Consider the following 20,218-nt stretch of genomic DNA (forward strand, 5'->3'; position numbering starts at 1 on the left):
TGACCTGCGATTTTGCTTGGATTTCCAAGTAAATCGGAAAGGACAGGAAGGTTGCTGGTCACAGCCTTGCAGGAGGCCGGAGCAACGGCACGTTATCCCGGTCACCCACGTGACGGGAAGAGCTGATGTGGGAAACTGATCCGGTGCGCGAAACGGGAAAAATCAGGGTTTTCCTTCTCGACGACCATGAGATCGTACGTCGGGGCGTCCACGAGATGCTCTCTGTCGAGGACGACATCGAGGTGGTCGGCGAGGCCGGTACGGCGGCCGAGGCACTGGCGCGAATTCCGGCCACCCGGCCCGACGTGGCGGTGCTCGACGTACGCCTGCCGGACGGCAGCGGCGTGGAGGTGTGCCGGGAGGTCCGCTCCCGGGACGACTCGGTCAGGTGCCTGATGCTGACCTCGTTCGCGGACGACGAGGCCCTCTTCGACGCGATAATGGCGGGCGCCTCCGGCTATGTCCTGAAGGCCATCCGGGGCAACGAACTGCTGACCGCCGTCCGGGACGTCGCCGCCGGAAAGTCGCTGCTCGACCCGGTGGCCACCGCGCGCGTGCTGGAGCGACTGCGCGAGGGCGGCCGCACCAGGGCCGACGACCGGCTCGCCCACCTCACCGAGCAGGAGCGGCGGATCCTCGACCTGATCGGCGAGGGTCTCACCAACCGGCAGATCGGTGAGCGGCTGCACCTCGCCGAGAAGACGATCAAGAATTACGTGTCGGGTCTGCTGTCCAAACTCGGTATGCAGCGGCGTTCCCAGGCGGCCGCTTACGTGGCGCGTATGCAGGCCGAGAAACCCTAGGAACCCTGGAAACCTCTAGAAACCCTGGGAACCCCAGAAACACCGAGCCGCACGGCGCCTGTCTTCGGCGTCCCGAATTGAGGACTTTCGTCCCTCCTCGGCAGGGCCGCGGCCTCTATGAGCGCGCTTTCCGTCGGCGGACGATGGAGACATGCCGACCGACGAAGAGCGCGCCCTCGCCCTGCTCGGCCGCTGCGCCTACGGCCGGGTGGCGGCGAGCCTGCGCGCGCTGCCCTTCCTGGCCACCGCCCGGCACGTCGTCACCGACGGGCGCCTGCTGCTGCGCCTGCACGGCGGGCACGGCTACCACCGGGCGTGCGCCGGACAGGTCGTCGCGTACGGAGCGGACGGTCGGTGCGGCGGCGTGGACGGCCCGGGCGGCGGCCCGGGCGGCGCGGCGGGGCGGAACGGCCCGGGCGGGGCGCGAGCGGCCGGTGCGGCGGGGCAGTGGTCCGTCCAGGTCGTCGGCGTGTGCGCGGCGATCGAGCCGACCCCCGCCGAGCGAGACCTCTTCGGCCCCCCGCCGGACCTCGTGGACGGCGAACCGTACGAGCCGGTCTACCTGTGCGTGATCCCTCAGCTGGTGACGGTTCACATCACCGGCGACGGCCCTCCGCGCCACTTCGAGCACACTATGTGACCACAAGCGACTGTCCATGACTTACTGTGACAACGCCCAGCTCACAGCCCCGCCTGGTGCCCTAGCATCTGCCGCGTGCCGCGCTCTTCCGTACCACCCCCCGCGCCCTACGCGCCCCCGTTAAGCGCCCTGCTCCGCCAGTACGCCGCCGGATCCCCCCTCGCCTGCGTGCCCGTCGACCAGGGGCTGCTGAACCGCGGCTACCGCCTGTGCACCACACGCGGCCGCTACTTCCTCAAGCACCACTTCGACCCCGACACCGCCGACCCGGCCGCGATCGAACGCCGGCACCGGGCCACCCAGCGGCTGGCCGCCCTCGGCGTACCCGTGGCCCCGCCGCTGACCGGCCGCGACGGGCGAACCGTCGCCGTCGTCGGCGGCCACGCCTACGCCCTGCACCCGTGGATCGACGGTCGCCACCGCCACGGCGGCCAGCTCACCACCGGCCAGTGCGCCCGCCTGGGGGCCCTCCTGGGCGCCGTACACGCCTGTCTGGAGCGCGTGATGCCGCCGAAGGGGCGCACCCGCCCCGCCACGAGCCCCCACCCCGTGGAGAGCGCCGATCCGGACTCCACGTTCGCCCTCATCGACGACCTGCTCGCCCGGGTCCGCCGGCACCGCCCCGCCGACTCCTTCGACGAACTCGCCCGCCACCGGCTGCTCGAACGCCGTGCCCTGCTGGAGCGGCACGCGGACCGGCGGCCCCCGCGAGGGGCCTCGGTCGGCTGGGTGCACGGCGACTTCCACCCGTTCAACCTGCTCTACAAGGGCGACGCCCCGGCCGCGATCGTCGACTGGGACCGCCTGGGCGTGCAGCCCCGCGCCGAGGAGGCCGTACGCGCCGCCGCGATCTTCTTCGTGCGCCCGGTGGGCGTCCTCGACCTGCCGAAGGTGCGGGCGTACGCGGGCGCGTACCGGCGCGCGGCCGGGGCGACGCCCTCGGAGCTCGCGGCGGCGGTGCACCGCGTCTGGTGGGAGCGTCTGAACGACTTCTGGATGCTGCGCTGGCACTACGAGCGCGGCGACACCCGCGCGGATCCCCAGTTCCCCGCGGCCTCGGCGCTCGCGGTGTGGTGGACGCGGGAGTACGACGCGGTGTGCGAGGCGTTCGCGGGGTGAACCTCGTGGCGCGGGGGCTCGCAGCGTGGGGACCTCGCGGGCGCGGGGACCTCGCTGGTGTGGGGGCCTCGCGGGCGCGGGGATCGGGCAGTGCGGAGGCATAGTGACGGGGAGCCTCATGGCGCGCGGGGGACCCGGCGTGCCGGGGTGCGGCCCGGCTGCCGTGTCGGGGCGGCCGCACGCCACGCGCGCGTGGTGCCCGGTCCACGGGTCCACGCGCGCGTGCTGGTGACGTCGGGCCGGCCGAGGGCCGTCAGGGAGCGCCCACCACTCCGTCCGTGAGGCCGCCGTCGTCCCCGCCCTCGGTCGGGTCCGTCGACGTGGTAGGCACCGACGCCGAGTTCGACGGCTCGTCCGACGGGTCCCCACTGGTCGGTTCGTCGCTCGGCTCGTACGACGGCTTGGTGGGGGTCTCGGACGGCGTGGACGACGGCGTCGACGACGGCGTGTACTCCGACCCCGGTCCCTGACCGGGGTCGTCCGTCGAGGTGTCCGTCGTCTCGTCGGTGGCCTCGTCGCTCGGGCTCTCGCTGGGCTGGTCGTCCGTGGCGGTCGTCGAGGTGGTCGGCGACTCGGTGGTGCCGGTGCCGCCACCGCCGCCACCGCCGTTGTTCAGCGCCAGGGCGACACCCGCCACGATGGCGATCACCGCGAGGACGGCGAGGATCCACAGCTTGCCGCGGCCGCTGCCCCGGTTGCCGTGACCCTCGAAACCGCCGTCGTCACCGCCGCCGTACCCGGTGGGCAGGATCGGCTGCGGGATCTGCGTGGTGCCGGGGCCGGAGTGCGGCAGCGAGGTCGTGCTCGCGAACCCGGCCGGCGCGGCGCGCCGACTGTCGTGGGTCTGCACGGGGCCGGTGTTCCAGGTGCCGGTGTGACTGCCCTGGTCGTACAGCATCTGAAGGCCGTACTGGACCAGGCCGCGCATCTCCTCGGCCGTCTGGAACCGGTCGTCGGGGTCCTTGGCCAGCGACCGCATGACGAGCCCGTCGAGCTCCGGCGGCGAGACCGCGGCGGCCTCGGACGGCGGCGTCGGGATGTCCTGGACGTGCTGGTACACCACCGACAGCGGGGTCTCGCCGGTGAAGGGGGGCCGCAGCGCGAGCAGTTCGTACAGCAGACAGCCCGTCGCGTACAGGTCGGAGCGGTAGTCCACCGCCTTGCCGAGGGCCTGCTCGGGGGAGAGGTACTGCGGGGTGCCCATGACCATGCCGGTCTGCGTCATCGTCGTCGACGCCCCGTGCAGGGCGCGGGCGATGCCGAAGTCCATCACCTTCACGGCGCCGTTGTGGGTGATGATGACGTTCGCCGGCTTGATGTCACGGTGCACGATGCCGTGCTGGTGCGAGTAGGCGAGCGCCTCCAGGACACCGGAGACGATGATCAGGGCCTGCTCGGGCCCGGGGGCCTCGGCGTTGAGCAGCAGGTCGCGGATGGTGCGGCCCTCGACCAGCTCCATCACGATGTACGGCACCGACTGGCCGCCGACGACGTCCTCGCCTGAGTCGTACACGGCGACGATCGCGTGGTGGTTCAGGCCGGCCACCGACTGGGCCTCGCGCGTGAAGCGGGCCTTGGAAACAGGGTCCTCGGCGAGGTCGGCGCGCAGCAGCTTGACCGCGACGGTGCGCCCGAGACGTACGTCCTCGGCTGCGAACACCTCGGCCATGCCGCCCCGGCCGAGTCTGTGGGTCAGCCGGTACCGGCCGTCTCCGACTAGCCCGCCGTTACCCCACGCTTCCGGCGCATCTGACATTCCGCCGCCAGTCGCCTCGGGGTCGGACGGGCCCTGAGCGCGCTGCTGTGCCATCAGTCCTCGCCGTCGTTTCTGCCCGCGGTGCGCGCGGTGTTGTCACGGTCTCCGTCGGCCACGCTACAGCCTCCGCGCAAGCCTCCGATCCGGGGCGACCCCCGCGACCGGTGCCGGGCGGACCGGTCGTCGAAGCCGCAGCACTGCCTGTCGTGCAAATTCTGTGTACCGGCGGTACGGCACCTGTAACGCTTGCGCGACGCTTCTTTCGCGTACGGTCACGGATCGGGCACCGAGCTTGACGTGTCAGGGCCCTCGGGCAGACTTGGCCGGGAGTGAGACATTCGATCAACGAAGGTCACGGCGCCTGACGGCCATGACGGCCGTGAAGGCTATGGGGGACACGCAGACATGAGTCAGGACGGGGCGTACGGCCGGTATGCGGGGCGGGCCCTCGCCGGCGGCCGTTATCAGCTGCGCGACTTGCTCGGCGAGGGCGGTATGGCCTCGGTGCACCTGGCCTACGACGCCGTGCTCGACCGTCAGGTCGCGGTCAAGACCCTGCACACCGAGCTGGGCCGGGAACAGGCCTTCCGCGAGCGTTTCCGCCGCGAGGCCCAGGCCGTGGCCAAGCTCACCCACACCAACATCGTCTCCGTCTTCGACACCGGCGAGGACGAGGTCGACGGCTCGACGATGCCGTACATCGTCATGGAGTACGTCGAAGGCCGTCCGCTCGGCTCGGTCCTCGACGACGACGTACGGGCGCTCGGCGCGATGCCCGCCGACAAGGCCCTGAAGATCACCGCTGATGTGCTCGCCGCGCTGGAGATCAGCCACGAGATGGGGCTGGTCCACCGGGACATCAAGCCGGGCAACGTGATGATGACCAAGCGTGGCGTCGTCAAGGTGATGGACTTCGGCATCGCCCGCGCCATGCAGTCCGGCGTCACCTCCATGACGCAGACCGGCATGGTCGTCGGCACCCCGCAGTACCTCTCCCCCGAGCAGGCCCTCGGCCGGGGCGTGGACGCGCGCAGCGACCTCTACTCGGTCGGCATCATGCTGTTCCAGCTGGTCACCGGGCGGCTGCCGTTCGAGGCGGACTCGCCGCTGGCGATCGCGTACGCGCATGTGCAGGAGCAGCCGGTGGCCGCGTCGTCGGTCAACCGCGCGCTGCCGCCCGCGGTGGACGCGCTGATCGCCCGCTCGCTGAAGAAGAACCCGAACGAGCGCTTCCCGACCGCCGTCGCCATGCGGGACGAGTGCCTGCGCGTGGCGGCCTCCTTCCAGCCGGCCACGCCGAGCATCGTGCCCGGAGCCCGCACGTCGAGCGGCGCGGGCGTCGGCTCCGCGGTCTTCCCGCCGATCGACCAGTCGACGCCGGCACCGACGGGCCCGGTACAGACGCCGTACCAGCCGACACCTCGCGGCCCGTACGGCGATCCGACGCCGCCCTCGCCCGCCTACGGCTATCCGCAGCAGACACACCAGGGGCACCCGGGCGGCTACGGGACACCGGGCCCGACCGCGTACACCCCGCAGCACGGACAGTCGACCCCGCCGCCGTATCACCTCACTCCGCAGACCACGGCCAAAACCCCTGCGTCCCCGGGCGGCGGCAAGGGGAACCGGCGGGTGGTCATCGGCTCGATCGTCGTCTCCCTCGTCGCGGTGGGCGGCCTGATCCTGGCCCTTTCGCTGAACGGCGGCGGTGGGGGTGGCGACGACACCGGCGGACAGGGCGGCGGCGGCGCGAGCGCCACGTCCTCCGCCACGAGTGGCCGCAAGGCGGAGGGCTATCGCGGCCCGGACACCTCGAAGACGGTCGAGACGACCGAATGCACGGAGCCGAGCGAGTCGTACGACGACCCCGACAAGATCCGGCTCCCGGACTTCCGGTTCAAGTACATCCGGTCGGTGAAGGCCTGCGCCCAGGCCGCGGGCTGGCAGATCGACACCAAGGCCGTCGACGAGAACACCTACGGCGAGGGCGCGGTCATCGACCAGTTCCCGGCGGCCGGCACGGACGTCGATCCGAAGGACGTCACGATCCAGCTCAACGTGTCCTCGGGGAACCCGGCGTCCCCCTGAGCCGGTCGCACGTCATGAGGAAGGGGCCCGGCGATGTTCGCCGGGCCCCTTCTGGTCTGGGTGTTCGCTGCCTGGGTCCTGCCCGCGCGGGTACGGCCCGCCCGGGTCCTACAGGTACGGCCCGCCCGAGCGGCCGCCCGCGCGGGGGTCCTCGATGCCGCCCTCGTGGGCCACGCCCGGCGGGAGGGCGCGGCGCATCTGCTCCAGCTGGGCGCGTGCCGCCATCTGCTGGGCGAACAGCGTGGTCTGGATGCCGTGGAAGAGGCCCTCCAGCCAGCCGACCAGCTGGGCCTGCGCGATACGCAGTTCCGAGTCGCTCGGAGTCGCCTCGTCCGCGAACGGCAGGGAGAGCCGCTCCAGCTCCTCCACCAGCTCCGGAGCGAGACCGTCCTCCAGCTCCTTCACCGAACTCGCGTGAATCTCCTTGAGCCGGACCCGGCTCGCCTCGTCCAGGGGAGCCGCACGCACCTCCTCGAGCAGCTGCTTGATCATGCTGCCGATGCGCATGACCTTCGCGGGCTGCTCCACCATCTCCGTGACCGGAATCTCACGGGAGTCGTCGTCCGCGTCCATGCCACCGAGTGCCATGCCGTCCTGGCCCACGACCAGGATTCTCTGGGCGTTCTCCGGCGACCCTTCGTTGCTCGGCATCTCCATGCCGCCATTCTCTCGCACCCGCACAGCTCATCATCTCCCTCCCTCGGCGGAACCCGGAATGCCGGGATCGCTCCCCCGTGTGACGCTGATTGTCCTGATCTTGGAAAGCTGACGACTGGGCACCGGGAGGGGGTCACCGACGTGACTCCATGGCGGTACGTGTTGTGCACGGTGAGTGCGTGTGGGCTGCTGGGGCTGTCCTGCGGGTTCCCCGCCGGGGCCGGTCCGGCATACGGAGCCACCGTCGTGTCCTACGGGACCGCGCCCGCCCCGAGCTCCTCCGCACCCGCGCCCCCGGCCCCTTCGCACTCGGCGTCCAACGCGGCCGTCTCGGCGTCCAACGCGGCCGTCTCGGCGTCGAAGACCGCGTCCGCGTCCAAGTCGGCCTCCGCCTCCGCCTCCACATCGGCATCGGCTTCCGCGTCGCTCTCGGCTTCCGCGTCCGCCTCCGCGTCCCCCACCGAACCCGACCGGGCCGGCAGCCAGGCGGGGGAGGGGCGGCAGCGGCCCGGGCGACGGGAGGACATCGCGGCGCAGGTCCAGGGGGAGGGCACGGAGGAGGATCCGGCGTATCCGGACGGCACGAACGAAGGCGAGAGCACCGACGAGGACAGCGGGAGCGCCTCCGACAGCCCCGACGCCGGGCAGGCCACCCGGACGCCCGGCCAGGACGGTCTGGCGCCCGCCACGCCCACCGACGAGCCCGGACGCCAGACCGTCGCACGCCCCCAGGGCGCGGCCGAGCCCGTCCTCCAGATCCTGCCCCTGGGCAGCGGACTGGTTCTGATCGGCCTCGGCCTCGGCCTCGCCTTCCTGGGCCTGCGCCTGCGGCGCGGCTAGGTGTGCTGTCCCGACAGGTTGGTGACGCGGCTGGCTGGGGCGTGTCGTTCGGATCAGTCCGGTGTCGCGGGGTGCCACATCAGCTCCGTCGGCCACGACCGACCTGATCCGAACGAAAGGCCCTAGCCCTGGGGGGCGATCAGCAGGACCTTTCCGATGTGGCCACTCTCCTCCACGACCCGGTGGGCGTCGGCCGCCTCGTTCATCGGGACCTCGCGATCCACCACGGGGCGTACGCGGCCGGTGCCGAACAGGGGCCAGACGTGTTCGCGGACGGCCGCCACGATGGCGGTCTTCTCGGACAGCGGACGGGCCCGCAGCGAGGTCGCGCTGATCGCGGCTCGCTTGGTGAGAAGCGTGGCGATGTCCAGCTCGCCCTTGATGCCGCCCTGCAGACCGATGATCGCGAGACGGCCGTTGACGGCGAGGGACTGGACGTTGCGGTCCAGGTACTTGGCGCCCATGTTGTCGAGGATCACGTCGGCGCCCGCGCCGTCCGTGGCCTGCCGGACCTCGGCGACGAAGTCCTGCTCCCGGTAGTTGATCAGGATGTCCGCCCCGAGCTCCGCGCAGTTCTCCAGCTTCTCCTTGGTGCCCGCGGTGACCGCGACCCTGGCGCCGACGGCCTTGGCGAGCTGGATCGCCATGGTGCCGATGCCGCTGGACCCGCCGTGCACGAGCAGCGTCTCGCCCGGACGGAGGTGGGCGATCATGAAGACGTTCGACCAGACCGTGCAGACCACCTCGGGCAGCGCCGCGGCCTGCCGGAGATCGACGCCCTCGGGCACGGGCAGCAGCTGACCGGCCGGGACGACGACCTTCTCGGCGTAGCCACCGCCCGCGAGCAGCGCGCACACCTCGTCGCCGACGTTCCAGCCGGAGACGCCGGCGCCGATCGCGGCGACCCGGCCGGAGCACTCCAGGCCGGGGTAGGGCGACGCCCCCGGCGGCGGGTTGTAGAAACCCTGCCGTTGCATGATGTCGGCGCGGTTGACGGCGCTGGCCACCACCTCGACCAGTACCTCGCCTTCGCCGGGTACCGGCTCGGGGACCTCGGCCCACACCAGCGCCTCGGGTCCGCCTGCTTCAGGAATCGTGATCGCATGCATGAGAGTGACGCTACTCCGACCGCTTCCTCGTCCCGCGATGCGCACCGGAGTCGGGCGGGGCCGGAATCGGAAGAGGGAGCGGGGCCGGAATCGGAAAGAGAGCGGGGCTGGAATCGGAAGGGGAAGCGGGGCCGGAATCGGAGCGGGGGGCGAGGCCGGAATCGGAGGAATGGGGTCGGGGCGGCTGGCCCCGGGGCCGGGCACGGCGCGGCAAGGAGTGCGGGGCGGGGTTCAGGCCGGGGGAAGCGGGGGGACGCCGGCCCCGCCGGGCGCCTCCCGGGTGCCGTCCGGCGTGACCCGGACGATCGTGATCAGACGGTCGGTCAGCTCCAGGACGCCGATGGCCGGATCGTCGTACCCGAGGTTGCGGTGCCCCCGTACGACGCTCACCACCAGGTCGTCGGTCTCGCGCGGGCTGCGGCCCACCTCGGCCTTGGTGACGGGCCGTTCGACCAGGTCGAGTCCCTCGCCCTGCTGGATCAGGTCCTCCATGACCCGACCGGCGGCGGGACTGAGCACGGACAGGCCCAGCAGCCGGCCGGCCGCACCGGCGCTGGTGATGACCTCGTCAGCACCGGACTGCCGCAGCAGCGGGGCGTTCTCCTCCTCGCGCACCGCGGCCACGATCTTCGCCCGGCCGTTGAGCTGCCGGGCCGTGAGCGCCACGAGGACGGCCGTGTCGTCGCGCTGGGTGGCGATGATGATCCGCCCCGCCCGCTGCACCTCGGCCCGCCGCAGCACCTCACTGCGCGTCGCGTCGCCGACGATCCCCTCGTAGCCCTCGGCCGTCGCCGCGTCGACCATCGTCGCGCTGGGGTCGACGACGACGACCTGGTCCTTCTTCAGCCCCGTAGAACAGACGGCCCGGATCGCCGACCGCCCCTTCGTGCCGAAACCGACGACGACGGTGTGGTCACGCAAGGTGGACCTCCGATGCTGGTGTGCTTCGATGAGCGTGCCGTGGCGGACGTGTTGCTTCGTGACGCGTAAGCCCGCGTCAGCAACCATGGTGCCGACTGTCCGGATCAGCCATGGTGCCGACTGTCCGGATCAGCCATGGTGCCGACTGTCCGGATCACCGCCACAGGGGGCACGCGATGAACGACAAAGGACAACCGCCGCACAAGGCCCGCAGGTTCTCCCTGCTGCGCTCCGTCTGGTACCGGACCCGCACCGAGGCCCGCGACGACGCCGAGGCGGGCCGGGCCATCGCCATGCCGACCCAGACCGCCACGCCTCCGCTGCAACAGGTGCTGCGGCGGCTGGCGCTGGCCCTGCTGGTGCTGGCCGCCACCACGCTGATCGTCTACGCCGACCACGACGGCTACCGCGACAGCGCCGATGGTTCCCTCGACCTCCTCGACGCCGCGTACTACGCCACGGTCACGCTCTCCACCACCGGCTACGGCGACATCACCCCCGTCAGCGACGGGGCCCGGCTCATCAACATCCTGGTCATCACGCCCCTGCGCGTGGTGTTCCTGATCATCCTGGTCGGAACCACCCTCGAAGTCCTCACCGAGCGCACCCGCCAACAGGTCCGCATCCACCGGTGGCGCGGCCGGATCCGGGACCACGTGGTGGTCATCGGGTACGGGACCAAGGGCCGTCACGCCGTGGAGACACTGGTCGGCCAGGGCATCGCCAAGGACCGGATCGTCGTCGTGGACGCCCAGCGCAAGGCAGCGGAGCTGGCGGGCGACAACGGACTGGTCTCCGTGACCGGCGACGCCACCCGCTCCGAGACCCTCCTCAAGGCCGAGACCCAGAACGCCTCGCGGGTGATCGTCGCCCCGCAGCGGGACGACACGGCCGCCCTGGTCACCCTCACCGCACGGCAGCTGAACCGGCGCGCCACGATCGTCGCCGCCGCCCGGGAGGACGAGAACGTGCCCCTGCTCAAGCAGAGCGGAGCGGACACCGTCATCACGAGTTCCAGCTCCGCGGGCCGGCTCCTGGGGGTGTCCATGGTGAGCCCGTCGGCGGCCCGGACCCTGGAGGACCTCATGACCCGCGGCAGCGGCCTGGACCTCAACGAGCGCCCGGTCGCGGCCGACGAGGTGGGCCACGCGCCGCGCGAGTGCGGGGACCTGGTCGTCGCCATCGTCCGGGACGGGCAGCTGCTGGACTACACCGATCCCCGGCTGTCGAACCTGCGCGCGGGGGACCGGGTCATCGCGGTGAGCCGGGCCGTGCCCGGCGCCGAGTCCTGACGGGACCGCGCGGGGGATGTTTCACGTGAAACACACCCCGATGCCGGCGGTCGCCCACGGCAGGTCGAGCAGGTCCGTCTCCTGACCCGGCCGCACACCGCCCGGCGGTACGACCGCGAGGGCGTCGGCCATGGCGATGCCCCGCAGCATGGCCGGTCCGTCGTAGTGCAGCGGCAGGGCGCGGTCACCGCGCAGTACGACGGGGATGAGCCGGGTGTCGTACGGATGCCCGGGGACCTCCTCCTGGAGCGGCAGGACGTACGGCTCCGGGGCGGGGCGGGCGGCGAGCGTGCGCAGCAGGGGCTCGGCGAGGGTGAGCAGGCCGGAGACGGCCGCGAGGGGGTTGCCGGGCAGGCCGACGAGGTGCTGGTCCTCCTTGGTGCGGGCCAGCAGCATGGGGTGCCCCGGGCGCACCTTGACGCCGTCGACCAGAAGGTCGGCGCCGATCCGGCCGAGCGTGGGGTGGACATGGTCGACGGGTCCCCCGGCGGTACCGCCGGTGGTGACGATCAGGTCCGCGTCGGACGTCGTGACCGCCTTGTACAGGGCCTTCGCGTCGTCGCCGAGGCGGCGGACGGCGATCACCTCGGCACCCAGGGCACGCAGCCAGGAGGGCAGCATCGGGCCCAGCGCGTCGCGGATCAGACCGTCGCGCGGCAGGCCCTCGGTGAGCAGTTCGTCGCCGAGGACGAGAACCACGACCCGGGGCCGGGGGACCGCGGTGAGCGTGTCGTACCCGGCGGCCGAGGCCAGTCCGAGCACGGCCGGGGTCACCAGGGTGCCGACCGGGAGCAGCTGGTCACCGCTGCGGCACTCCTGGCCGCGCGGACGGATGTCCTGTCCGTGCGCGATCTCGCGGGTGGCGTGCAGCCGGGCCTTGTCGTCCGTGCGGCCGTGCTCGCTGCGCAGCACCGCGGTCGTGTCCGACGGGACACGGGCACCGGTGGCGATCCGGACGGCCTCGCCGTCGGCGAGGGAACTGGGCTCCGCGTGTCCCGCGAGAACACCCTCGTCCCGTACGTCCCAGGGGCCGGGTCCCGCGACCGCCCAGCCGTCCATCGCCGAGGTGTCGAAGGAGGGAAGGTCGGTGAGGGCGGTGAGCGGGGCGGCCAGGACGAGGCCGAGTGCCTGGTCGAGGGACACGGAGACGGGGGTGCGGCGGGTGGGCCCGGTACCGCTCCGGCCGGCTCCCGCGGGGCCCCGGATCCGGCCGGCGCGTTCGGCGATCGTGCGCGCCTCGGGCCAGGGGGTGGCCTTGTGCTGGCGGGTCGAAGGGCCGGTGGGGTGACGCGTGTCCGGTGCGCGGGAGGTGCCGTGGCGCTCCTCGTCCGCCTTCGGGGCGGTGGCGGGGACCGGGGCGCCCGGGGCGGGGCTCTTGTTCTCGTTCACGAGGGCGAGCACCTCCTCGACGTCGAGGTCCTCGGCGGCCTGGCCGCTCCCGGCGCCCCGACCGGCACGGGTGCCACCGGCGCTCATCCGGCGTCCGGACGGGTCCCGGGTCCCGTGGCCGGGTCGGCGGGCTTGGTCTCGGCGCCCTCGGTGGCCTCGGTGGCCTGAGCCTCGGCGGGCTGGGTCTCGGCGGCGTCCTCCTGGGCCCAGCGCAGCGCGAGGGCGGCCGCCTTGCGGGCGGCCTCCGCCACGGCCTCGGGTCCGCCCCGGGCCTGTGCGGCCGCGTAGCCGACGAGGAAGGTGGTCAACGGTGCCGCGGGCCGCGCCACGCCGTGGGCGGCGTCCCGGGCGACATCGAGCAGCAGGTGGGTGTCGACGTCGAGGTCGATGCCCAACTCGGCCTTGACTGCGGAAATCCATTCGTCCAACACGTGCCCATGCTCCCTGATGCGTGCCCTGGCGGTGGCGATGTCGTCCCAGGTGTCGCAGTCGAAGGAGGCGACGGGGTCCGGGACACGGGTGAGTTCGAGGCCGGCGGTCAGCCGGCGCAGCGGCAGCCCGGCGAGGCCGCCGTGGCCGTCGGTGAGCGCGGTCAGGCCGTGGCGCAGGGCCCCGGCTCGATAGGCCGCCACCAGAGGCTGGTCGCGGCCGTCGGCGTCGGTGAGCAGCGCGCCGTCCGCGCCGCAGGAGCGCAGGGCGCTCAACAGCCGCCGTACCGTCCCCGACGCGAGGAACGGCAGGTCGGCGGAGAGCACCACGACGTGGTCCGCCGTGGTGCGTGCGAGCCCGGCGTCGAGCGCGGCGACGGGTCCCGCGCCGGGCGGGTCCTCGCGCGCCCACAGCACGGGCCGGGCGGTGGAGCGGGGGGCGGCCACGACGACGGTCGTCCGGGCGTCGGCGCAGGCGCCGAGCACCCGGTCGAGCAGCGCCCGCCCGCCCACGCGCACACCGGGCTTGTCCGCGCCGCCGAGCCGCCGGGCGCCACCGCCGGCGAGTACGACGGCGTCGTACGCCGTGCCGTCGCCGGGGGTGCCCGGGGCGCCGGAGGGCTCGTAGTCGGTCACGCACCGAGTATGCGCGCCGCCGCGATCACAGGGAACGCAGCAGTACCGCCGGCTGTTCCACGCAGTCCGCCACGTACCGGAGGAAACCGCCCGCCGTGCCGCCGTCGCACACCCGGTGGTCGAAGGTGAGCGACAGCTGGACGACCTGCCGCACGGCCAACTCGCCCTCGTGCACCCAGGGCTTGGGGATGATGCGGCCGACTCCGAGCATGGCCGCCTCGGGGTGGTTGACGATCGGCGTGGAGCCGTCGACGCCGAACACCCCGTAGTTGTTCAGCGTGAACGTCCCGCCGGTGAGGTCCCCGGGGGTCAGCGTTCCGGTCCGGGCCGCCTCGGTCAGCCGCGCGAACTCCGCGGTCAGTCCCTCCGCGTCGCGTGTGTGCGCGTCCCGGACGACGGGAACGACCAGCCCGCGTTCGGTCTGCGCGGCGAAGCCGAGGTGCACATGGTCGAGCCGGACGATCTCCCTGGCGTCCATGTCGACGGTGGAGTTGAGCTCCGGGAATCGCGCGAGGGCCGCGGCACAGATGCGGGCCAGCAGCGCGATGAGGGAGATCTTCGGGCCGCCCGCCGCGTTCATGGCGGTCCGTGCCCGCATCAGCTCCGTCGCGTCGGCGTCGACCCAGCAGGTCGCGTCCGGGATCTCCCGTCGGCTGCGGGACAGCTTGTCGGCGACGGCGCCACGGATGCCCTTGAGCGGGATCCGGGTGCCGCCGGAGGTGGAGAGGGCCGCGGGGACGGCCGGTTCGGGGGCCGTGGTCGGTGCCACGTGCGCGTGCCGCGCCTCGGCATCGGACTCGGCCGGCCGTCGCTGCCCGGGGGCGGCTTGCAGCGCGTACTCGACGTCCGCCCGCAGGATCAGCCCCTCGGGGCCGGATCCGGTCAGCTTCCGCAGATCCAGCCCGTTCTCCCGCGCGAGCCGGCGCACGAGCGGCGAGATGACGGGAACAGGCCCGTCGACGATCGCCACGGCGCCGGCCGGCGCGACAGCGGCCGAGCCGACCGCGGCCGACGTGTTCACGGCGGATGCGTTCACGGCGGATGCGTTGACGGCGGACACGTTCACGCGCTTGGGAGCCGCGGGCTCGGAAACCGGGCGCCCGGAGGTGGCCGTGCCCCCGGAAGCAGCGGGCCCCGAAGAGGGCACCGGCCCGGTCGAGGGGCGCACCCTGCGGCGTCGTGCCGGAGCCGCCCCCGTCCCGTATCCGACCAGCACGTTGCCCGAGCCCGAGCCCGTGTCGTCGCCGTCGGTGGCCGGTTCGCCTACCGCGACCGTCAGCAGCGGCGCCCCGACAGGCAGTTCCGCGCCCTCCTCGCCGAAGCGGGCGGTGACCACACCGCCGTAGGGGCAGGGCACCTCGACCATCGCCTTGGCCGTCTCGACCTCGACGACCGGCTGGTCGATGGCGACCACGTCACCGACCTGCACCAGCCAGCGCACGATCTCCGCCTCGGTGAGTCCCTCGCCGAGGTCGGGAAGCTTGAACTCCAGCACCTGTGCCATCAGTTGTCCGCCTCCCACTGAAGACGCGCCACGGCGTCCAGGATCCGGTCCACACCGGGCAGGTGGTGGCGCTCCAGCATCGGCGCCGGGTACGGGATGTCGAACCCGGCGACACGCAGCACCGGCGCCTCCAGGTGGTGGAAGCAGCGCTCCGTGACCCGGGCCGCGATCTCCCCGCCGGGGCCGCCGAACCCGCCCGACTCGTGCACGACGACCGCGCGTCCGGTCCGGCGCACCGAGGCGCAGACCGTCTCGTCGTCGAACGGCACCAGGGACCGCAGGTCGACGACTTCCAGGTCCCAGCCCTCGGCCCGGGCCGCCTCGGCGGCTTCGAGGCAGACGGGCACCGACGGGCCGTAGGTGATGAGCGTGGCGCTGCGGCCCGGGCGCCGCACCACCGCGCGGCCGATCGGCTCGACGGTCTGCGGGTCGTCGGGGCTCCAGGAGTCCTTGGACCAGTACAGACGCTTGGGTTCGAGGAAGATCACCGGGTCGTCGGAGGCGATGGACGCGCGCAGCAGCCCGTAGGCGTCGGCGACCGTCGCGGGCGTGACGACATGGAGCCCCGGAGTCGCCATGTAGTACGCCTCGGAGGAGTCGCTGTGGTGCTCGACGCCGCCGATGCCGCCGCCGTAGGGGACGCGGACGGTGATCGGCAGCGGCATCGCGCCGCCCGTGCGGTTCCGCATGCGGGCGACATGGCTGATGAGCTGCTCGAACGCCGGATAGGCGAAGGCGTCGAACTGCATCTCGACGACCGGACGCAGCCCGTACATCGCCATGCCGACGGCGGTGCCGAGGATGCCCGCCTCGGCCAGCGGGGTGTCCGTGCAGCGGTCCTCGCCGAACTCCGCCGCGAGCCCGTCGGTGACGCGGAAGACACCGCCGAGGGTGCCGACGTCCTCGCCCATGACATGCACCGCGGGGTCGGCGGTCATGGCGTCGCGCAGGGCTCGGTTGAGGGCCTGCGCCATGGTGGCCGGCTTGACGGCGACCGTGGTCATCGGAGGGTGCCTTCCTGGTCGTCGTGCTCGGCCTCCAGCTCGGCGCGCAGCAGGGCGCGCTGCTCGCGCAGTTGCGGGGTGGGCTCGGCGTACACGTGGGCGAACAGGTCCATGGGGTCGAGCACCGGGTCCTGGTTCATGCGTTCGCGCAGGTCGGCGGCCATCGCCTCGGCGTCCTCGCGCGCGGCCAGGATGCCGTCCTCGTCGAGCAGGCCGCGCTCGGTCAGCTCACGCTCCAGCAGTTCCACCGGGTCGTGCGCCCGCCAGGCCTCGACCTCGTCGGCGCCGCGGTAGCGGGTCGCGTCGTCGGCGTTGGTGTGGGCGTCGATGCGATAGGTGATCGCCTCGACGAGCGTGGGACCGCCGCCCGCGCGCGCCTGCCGTACGGCGTCGCCGAGGACCTCGTGCACCGCGGCCGCGTCGTTGCCGTCGACCAGGCGGCCCGGCATCCCGTACCCGACGGCCTTGTGGGCCAGGGAGGGCGCGGCGGTCTGCTTGGCGAGCGGGACGGAGATCGCGAAGCCGTTGTTCTGGACGAGGAAGACGACCGGGGCCTGCCAGACGGCGGCGAAGTTCAGCGCCTCGTGGAAGTCGCCCTCGCTGGTTCCGCCGTCGCCGACCATGGCGAGCGCGACCACGTCGTCACCCTTGAGGCGGGCGGCGTGCGCGAGGCCGACGGCGTGCGGGAGCTGGGTGGCGAGGGGAGTGCTCAGGGGCGCGACGCGGTGCTCGTAGGGGTCGTAGCCGGTGTGCCGGTCGCCGCGCAGCAGGGTGAGCGCCTGGACCGGGTCCACGCCCCGGGCGACGACGGCGAGCGTGTCGCGGTAGCTGGGGAAGAGCCAGTCGCGCTCCTCCAGGACCAGGGCGGCGGCGACCTCGCTCGCCTCCTGCCCCGTGGTGGAGGGGTAGACGGCGAGGCGGCCCTGCTTGGTGAGGGCGGTGGCCTGCGCGTTGTAGCGGCGACCGCGCACCACCTGCGTGTACAGCCGCCGCAGCAGCTCCGGGTCGACCTTCGCGGCGGCCGGCGTGCCGAGCACGCGGTGCGGCTCCGCGTCGGGCAGCAGCGGCGCGGGGTCGGTCCGGGGCTGCCAGGCGGGCGGCGGCGTCGGCCGGTACCCGTCCCGCTGCTCCATCACCGTCATGACGGCACCTCCTCGTGGGAGTGGCTACGGGAGCCGGGTCGGATGTGACCCGTCTCACCTACCGATTGTTCGGTCGTCGGCACATTTTGGCTACATGCGCCCTCAGGCTGTGGACAAACGGTTCTCCACAACCTGAGATGTACGCAGTACGTCCATGAGGGAGAGGCGGGGGGACATGCCACCTGAACAAATGGCCGAGCGCCCGGACGGCGGCACCGCCCCGTCGCCCCCTCGTCCCGACGGCGGCGCCGCCCCGGCACCCCCTCGTCCGCTGGACGCCATCGATCAGGACATCCTGCAGATACTCCAGGCCGACGGCCGCGCGTCGATACGGTCGGTCGCCGAGCGGGTGCACGTCTCGCGCGCGAACGCCTACGCCCGGATCAACCGCCTCGTCGAGGACGGTGTCATCCGTGGCTTCGGGGCCCGCGTGGACCACGAACGCGCAGGCCAGGGCACGTCCGCGTACATCACGTTGAAGATCGTGCAGAACTCCTGGCGCACCGTGCGCGAGCAGCTCCGACAGCTGCCCGGCGCCTCCCACATCGCTCTGGTGGGCGGCGACTTCGACGTCCTGCTGCTGGTGCACATGCCCGACAACAGAGCGCTGCGCGAAGTGGTGCTCACCCGGCTCCAGGCGATCCCCGAGGTGCTCAGCACGCGCACGCTGCTGGTGTTCGAGGAGGAGGACCTGGAGCCTCAGGGGTGACTCACTCGCCCCGGCGCAGACCTCCGAAGACCAGCCGCACCACGGCGTCGGCCACATCGGCCTCGGCTGTCGCCCCGCCCCCCGGCCGGTACCACTCCACGACCGAGTTGATCATCCCGAAGACCAGCCGGGTCGCGAGCCGCACCTCCACGTCGGCGCGCACGTCACCGTCGGCGGCCGCCGCCCGCAGCAGGTCGGCGACCCGGTGGTCGAAGTCGCGGCGGCGCTCCAGGGCCCACCGCTCGGTGCCGGTGTTGCCGCGCACCCGCAGCAGCAGCGTCACGTAGGGCAGGTCGGTTATCAGCACCTCGACCATGCGCCGTACGACGTACTCCAGGCGCTCGACGGACCGCCCCACGCGCGCGTGCTCCTCGTCGAGGATCCCGAAGAGCTCGTCCAGCGCCCGGCTCACGGCCCGCCGCAGCAGTTCCTCCTTGCCGGTGACGTGGTGGTAGATCGACGACTTCGAGATGCCGGCCGCCTTGGACAGGTGCTCCATGGACGTGCCGTCGTAGCCACGCTCGTTGAAGACCCGGACCGCGACGGACAGCAGCGTCTGCGGCGTGTACGTGTCGCGCTTGGCGGTGGTCATGGGGTGCCCTCCCGCTTGTCGGTGGCGTACGCGTGGCGGTAGAGCGCGAGGGACGGCGCGTAGCGGCCGCAGGGGTCACGCAGGTGCAGGTCGTCGAGGAGGGAGTGCGCCCAGGTGCGGCCGAGCCTGCGGCTCCATTCGAAGGGCCCGAGCGGGTAGTTGACCCCGAGACGCATCGCGGTGTCGACGTCCTCCTCGGTGGCCACGCCCTTGCCCACGGCGTCGTGCGCCAGGTCGACGATCCGGGCCACCGTGCGGGCGACGATCATGCCGGGCACGTCGCCGATGACGCTGACGTCCTTGCCGAGCGCCTGGAAGAGGCCGGTGGCCTCGGCGAGGGTCGCCGGGGCGGTGTCCTGGGAGGCCGACAGGGCGATGCGGGTGGCCCGGCGGTAGTCGAGGGCGAGATCGAAGTAGACGACGTCCCGGAACTCCACGGAGGTCTGGCCGTCGGCGAGCGCCAGCTGGCCGCCGCCGGGCAGCACCAGGCGGGTGCCGTGGTCCTCTTCCTCCTCGCGGACCTGGATGCCCGCTTCCCGGATCAGCGCGAGCAGCTCCGCCGCGGGACCCAGGTCGCCCTCGGCGACCACGTACGCGGGCGGCTGCGCCTTCTCCGCGGTGTGCGGCTCGGCGCGCTCGGCCCCGTCCCGGTGGTCGTACCAGCCCTGTCCGGTCTTGCGGCCGAGCCGGCCCGACTCGACCAGCCGGCGCTGCGCGAGCGACGGGGTGAAGCGCACGTCCTGGAAGAAGGACTGCCACACGGAGTGCGTGACGGACTCGTTGACGTCCTGCCCGATCAGGTCGGTCAGCTCGAACGCGCCCATCCGGAAGCCGCCCGACTCGCGCAGGATCGCGTCGATGGTGGCGGGGTCGGCGCCCTGGGCCTCGTAGACCGCGAAAGCCTCGGCGTAGAAGGGCCGCGCGATGCGGTTGACGATGAAGCCGGGGGTGTCCGCGCACGCGACCGGCGTCTTGCCCCAGGCGCGGGCCGTCTCGTACGCGCGCGTGGCCGAGGTGACGTCGGTGGCGAACCCCGAGACGACCTCGACCAGCGGTAGCAGCGGCGCCGGGTTGAAGAAGTGCAGGCCGACGAAGCGGCCGGGGTTGCGCAGCGCGCCGCCGATGGCGGTCACCGACAGCGACGAGGTGTTGGTGGCGAGCAGACAGTCCTCGCCGACGATGCCCTCCAGGTCGCGCAGCAGCTCCTGTTTGACGTCCAGCCGCTCCAGGACGGCCTCGACGACCAGCGCGCAGTCGGCGAGCTCGGCGAGCTCGTGTGCGGGGTGCAGCCGGGCGCGGGCCGCGTCCCGGTCGGCGGCGGTGAGGCGTTCCTTCTCGACGAGCCGGTCGAGGCGGGCACCGATCGCTTCGGCCGCATCCTGGGCGCGTCCGGGGGCGGCGTCGTACAGCCGTACGGAGTGGCCCGCGACCAGCGCGACCTGGGCGATGCCCTGGCCCATGGTGCCGGCGCCGACGACTGCCACGGGGCTGTTGAGGTCGATAGCTGTCATGTGCGCGATCCTCCCGCACGGGGTTTTCCACAGATGCGGCGGACCCCCTTGTCCCGACCGATCGTTCGGTTACTCTAA

Annotated in this window: 17 protein-coding genes and 1 pseudogene; 7 read left to right on the forward strand and 11 right to left on the reverse strand. The window is 72.7% G+C overall.

Going from position 1 to position 20,218, the window contains the following annotated elements; genetic code table 11:
• The first annotated feature begins 143 nt into the window (after nt 1-143).
• The 3 genes from ACFV0T_RS28640 (at nt 144) to ACFV0T_RS28650 (ending at nt 2,562) form a co-directional block, all read left to right on the forward strand.
• Nucleotides 144-803, forward strand: coding sequence for a response regulator (locus tag ACFV0T_RS28640; RefSeq protein ID WP_385785062.1), 660 nt, complete (start codon nt 144-146; stop codon nt 801-803).
• Between the two features lie 151 nt (nt 804-954).
• The gene (locus ACFV0T_RS28645; RefSeq protein WP_385785065.1) at nt 955-1,443 is read left to right on the forward strand and encodes a pyridoxamine 5'-phosphate oxidase family protein; all 489 of its coding nucleotides are present in this window, start codon (nt 955-957) and stop codon (nt 1,441-1,443) included.
• A gap of 75 nt (nt 1,444-1,518) precedes the next feature.
• Complete coding sequence (locus ACFV0T_RS28650) at nt 1,519-2,562, forward strand: phosphotransferase (RefSeq protein ID WP_385785067.1); 1,044 nt, start codon at nt 1,519-1,521, stop codon at nt 2,560-2,562.
• A gap of 253 nt (nt 2,563-2,815) precedes the next feature.
• Here ACFV0T_RS28650 and ACFV0T_RS28655 read toward each other — a convergent pair whose 3' ends face one another.
• Nucleotides 2,816-4,318, reverse strand: a complete 1,503-nt coding sequence (locus tag ACFV0T_RS28655) for a protein kinase (RefSeq protein WP_385785069.1) — start codon at nt 4,316-4,318, stop codon at nt 2,816-2,818.
• 405 nt (nt 4,319-4,723) lie between these two features.
• Between ACFV0T_RS28655 and ACFV0T_RS28660 the strand changes: the two genes are divergently transcribed.
• Nucleotides 4,724-6,406, forward strand: coding sequence for a protein kinase (locus ACFV0T_RS28660; RefSeq protein ID WP_385785071.1), 1,683 nt, complete (start codon nt 4,724-4,726; stop codon nt 6,404-6,406).
• A 108-nt stretch (nt 6,407-6,514) separates the two neighbouring features.
• Here ACFV0T_RS28660 and ACFV0T_RS28665 read toward each other — a convergent pair whose 3' ends face one another.
• Nucleotides 6,515-7,063, reverse strand: a complete 549-nt coding sequence (locus tag ACFV0T_RS28665) for a bacterial proteasome activator family protein (RefSeq protein WP_385785075.1) — start codon at nt 7,061-7,063, stop codon at nt 6,515-6,517.
• Nucleotides 7,064-7,309: 246 nt separating this feature from the next.
• On the opposite strand from ACFV0T_RS28665, the gene ACFV0T_RS28670 reads away from it, so the two are divergent.
• A complete protein-coding gene (locus ACFV0T_RS28670) occupies nt 7,310-7,903 on the forward strand; it encodes a hypothetical protein (RefSeq protein ID WP_385785077.1) in 594 nt (197 codons plus the stop codon).
• A gap of 122 nt (nt 7,904-8,025) precedes the next feature.
• Here ACFV0T_RS28670 and ACFV0T_RS28675 read toward each other — a convergent pair whose 3' ends face one another.
• A complete protein-coding gene (locus ACFV0T_RS28675; protein ID WP_385785079.1) occupies nt 8,026-9,012 on the reverse strand; it encodes an NAD(P)H-quinone oxidoreductase in 987 nt (328 codons plus the stop codon).
• Between the two features lie 231 nt (nt 9,013-9,243).
• Nucleotides 9,244-10,002, reverse strand: a pseudogene (locus ACFV0T_RS28680) (potassium channel family protein); the annotation flags it as partial.
• Between the two features lie 107 nt (nt 10,003-10,109).
• Here ACFV0T_RS28680 and ACFV0T_RS28685 point away from each other — a divergent pair.
• Complete coding sequence (locus tag ACFV0T_RS28685; RefSeq protein ID WP_385785081.1) at nt 10,110-11,225, forward strand: potassium channel family protein; 1,116 nt, start codon at nt 10,110-10,112, stop codon at nt 11,223-11,225.
• A gap of 21 nt (nt 11,226-11,246) precedes the next feature.
• Here ACFV0T_RS28685 and ACFV0T_RS28690 read toward each other — a convergent pair whose 3' ends face one another.
• The 5 genes from ACFV0T_RS28690 to pdhA are packed head-to-tail and all read right to left on the reverse strand — an operon-like array spanning nt 11,247 to nt 17,328.
• A complete protein-coding gene (locus ACFV0T_RS28690) occupies nt 11,247-12,701 on the reverse strand; it encodes a molybdopterin molybdotransferase MoeA (protein WP_385785084.1) in 1,455 nt (484 codons plus the stop codon).
• Nucleotides 12,698-13,678, reverse strand: a complete 981-nt coding sequence (locus ACFV0T_RS28695; protein WP_385785086.1) for an NTP transferase domain-containing protein — start codon at nt 13,676-13,678, stop codon at nt 12,698-12,700. Before ACFV0T_RS28695 ends, ACFV0T_RS28690 begins: the two co-directional genes overlap by 4 nt.
• A 25-nt stretch (nt 13,679-13,703) precedes the next feature.
• Entirely contained in the window at nt 13,704-15,182 is a 1,479-nt protein-coding gene (locus ACFV0T_RS28700; RefSeq protein WP_385785089.1) for a dihydrolipoamide acetyltransferase family protein, read from the reverse strand.
• Entirely contained in the window at nt 15,182-16,186 is a 1,005-nt protein-coding gene (locus ACFV0T_RS28705; protein WP_385785092.1) for an alpha-ketoacid dehydrogenase subunit beta, read from the reverse strand. The genes ACFV0T_RS28700 and ACFV0T_RS28705 overlap by 1 nt, the downstream gene beginning before the upstream one ends.
• On the reverse strand, nt 16,183-17,328 hold the full coding sequence (pdhA, locus tag ACFV0T_RS28710; RefSeq protein ID WP_385785095.1) for a pyruvate dehydrogenase (acetyl-transferring) E1 component subunit alpha: 1,146 nt from the start codon (nt 17,326-17,328) through the stop codon (nt 16,183-16,185). The genes ACFV0T_RS28705 and pdhA overlap by 4 nt, the downstream gene beginning before the upstream one ends.
• 175 nt (nt 17,329-17,503) lie before the next feature.
• Between pdhA and ACFV0T_RS28715 the strand changes: the two genes are divergently transcribed.
• Nucleotides 17,504-18,037 carry an Lrp/AsnC family transcriptional regulator gene (locus ACFV0T_RS28715; protein ID WP_385785097.1) on the forward strand — a complete coding sequence of 178 codons (534 nt, stop codon included), beginning with the start codon at nt 17,504-17,506 and terminating at the stop codon, nt 18,035-18,037.
• Between the two features lies 1 nt (nt 18,038).
• On the opposite strand, the gene ACFV0T_RS28720 is transcribed toward ACFV0T_RS28715, so the two are convergent.
• Nucleotides 18,039-18,629, reverse strand: a complete 591-nt coding sequence (locus ACFV0T_RS28720) for a TetR/AcrR family transcriptional regulator (RefSeq protein ID WP_385785099.1) — start codon at nt 18,627-18,629, stop codon at nt 18,039-18,041.
• A complete protein-coding gene (locus tag ACFV0T_RS28725) occupies nt 18,626-20,140 on the reverse strand; it encodes a 3-hydroxyacyl-CoA dehydrogenase (protein ID WP_385785102.1) in 1,515 nt (504 codons plus the stop codon). Before ACFV0T_RS28725 ends, ACFV0T_RS28720 begins: the two co-directional genes overlap by 4 nt.
• Nucleotides 20,141-20,218: the final 78 nt, after the last annotated feature.

The organism is Streptomyces sp. NPDC059582 (assembly GCF_042735715.1).
GTDB lineage: Bacteria > Actinomycetota > Actinomycetes > Streptomycetales > Streptomycetaceae > Streptomyces.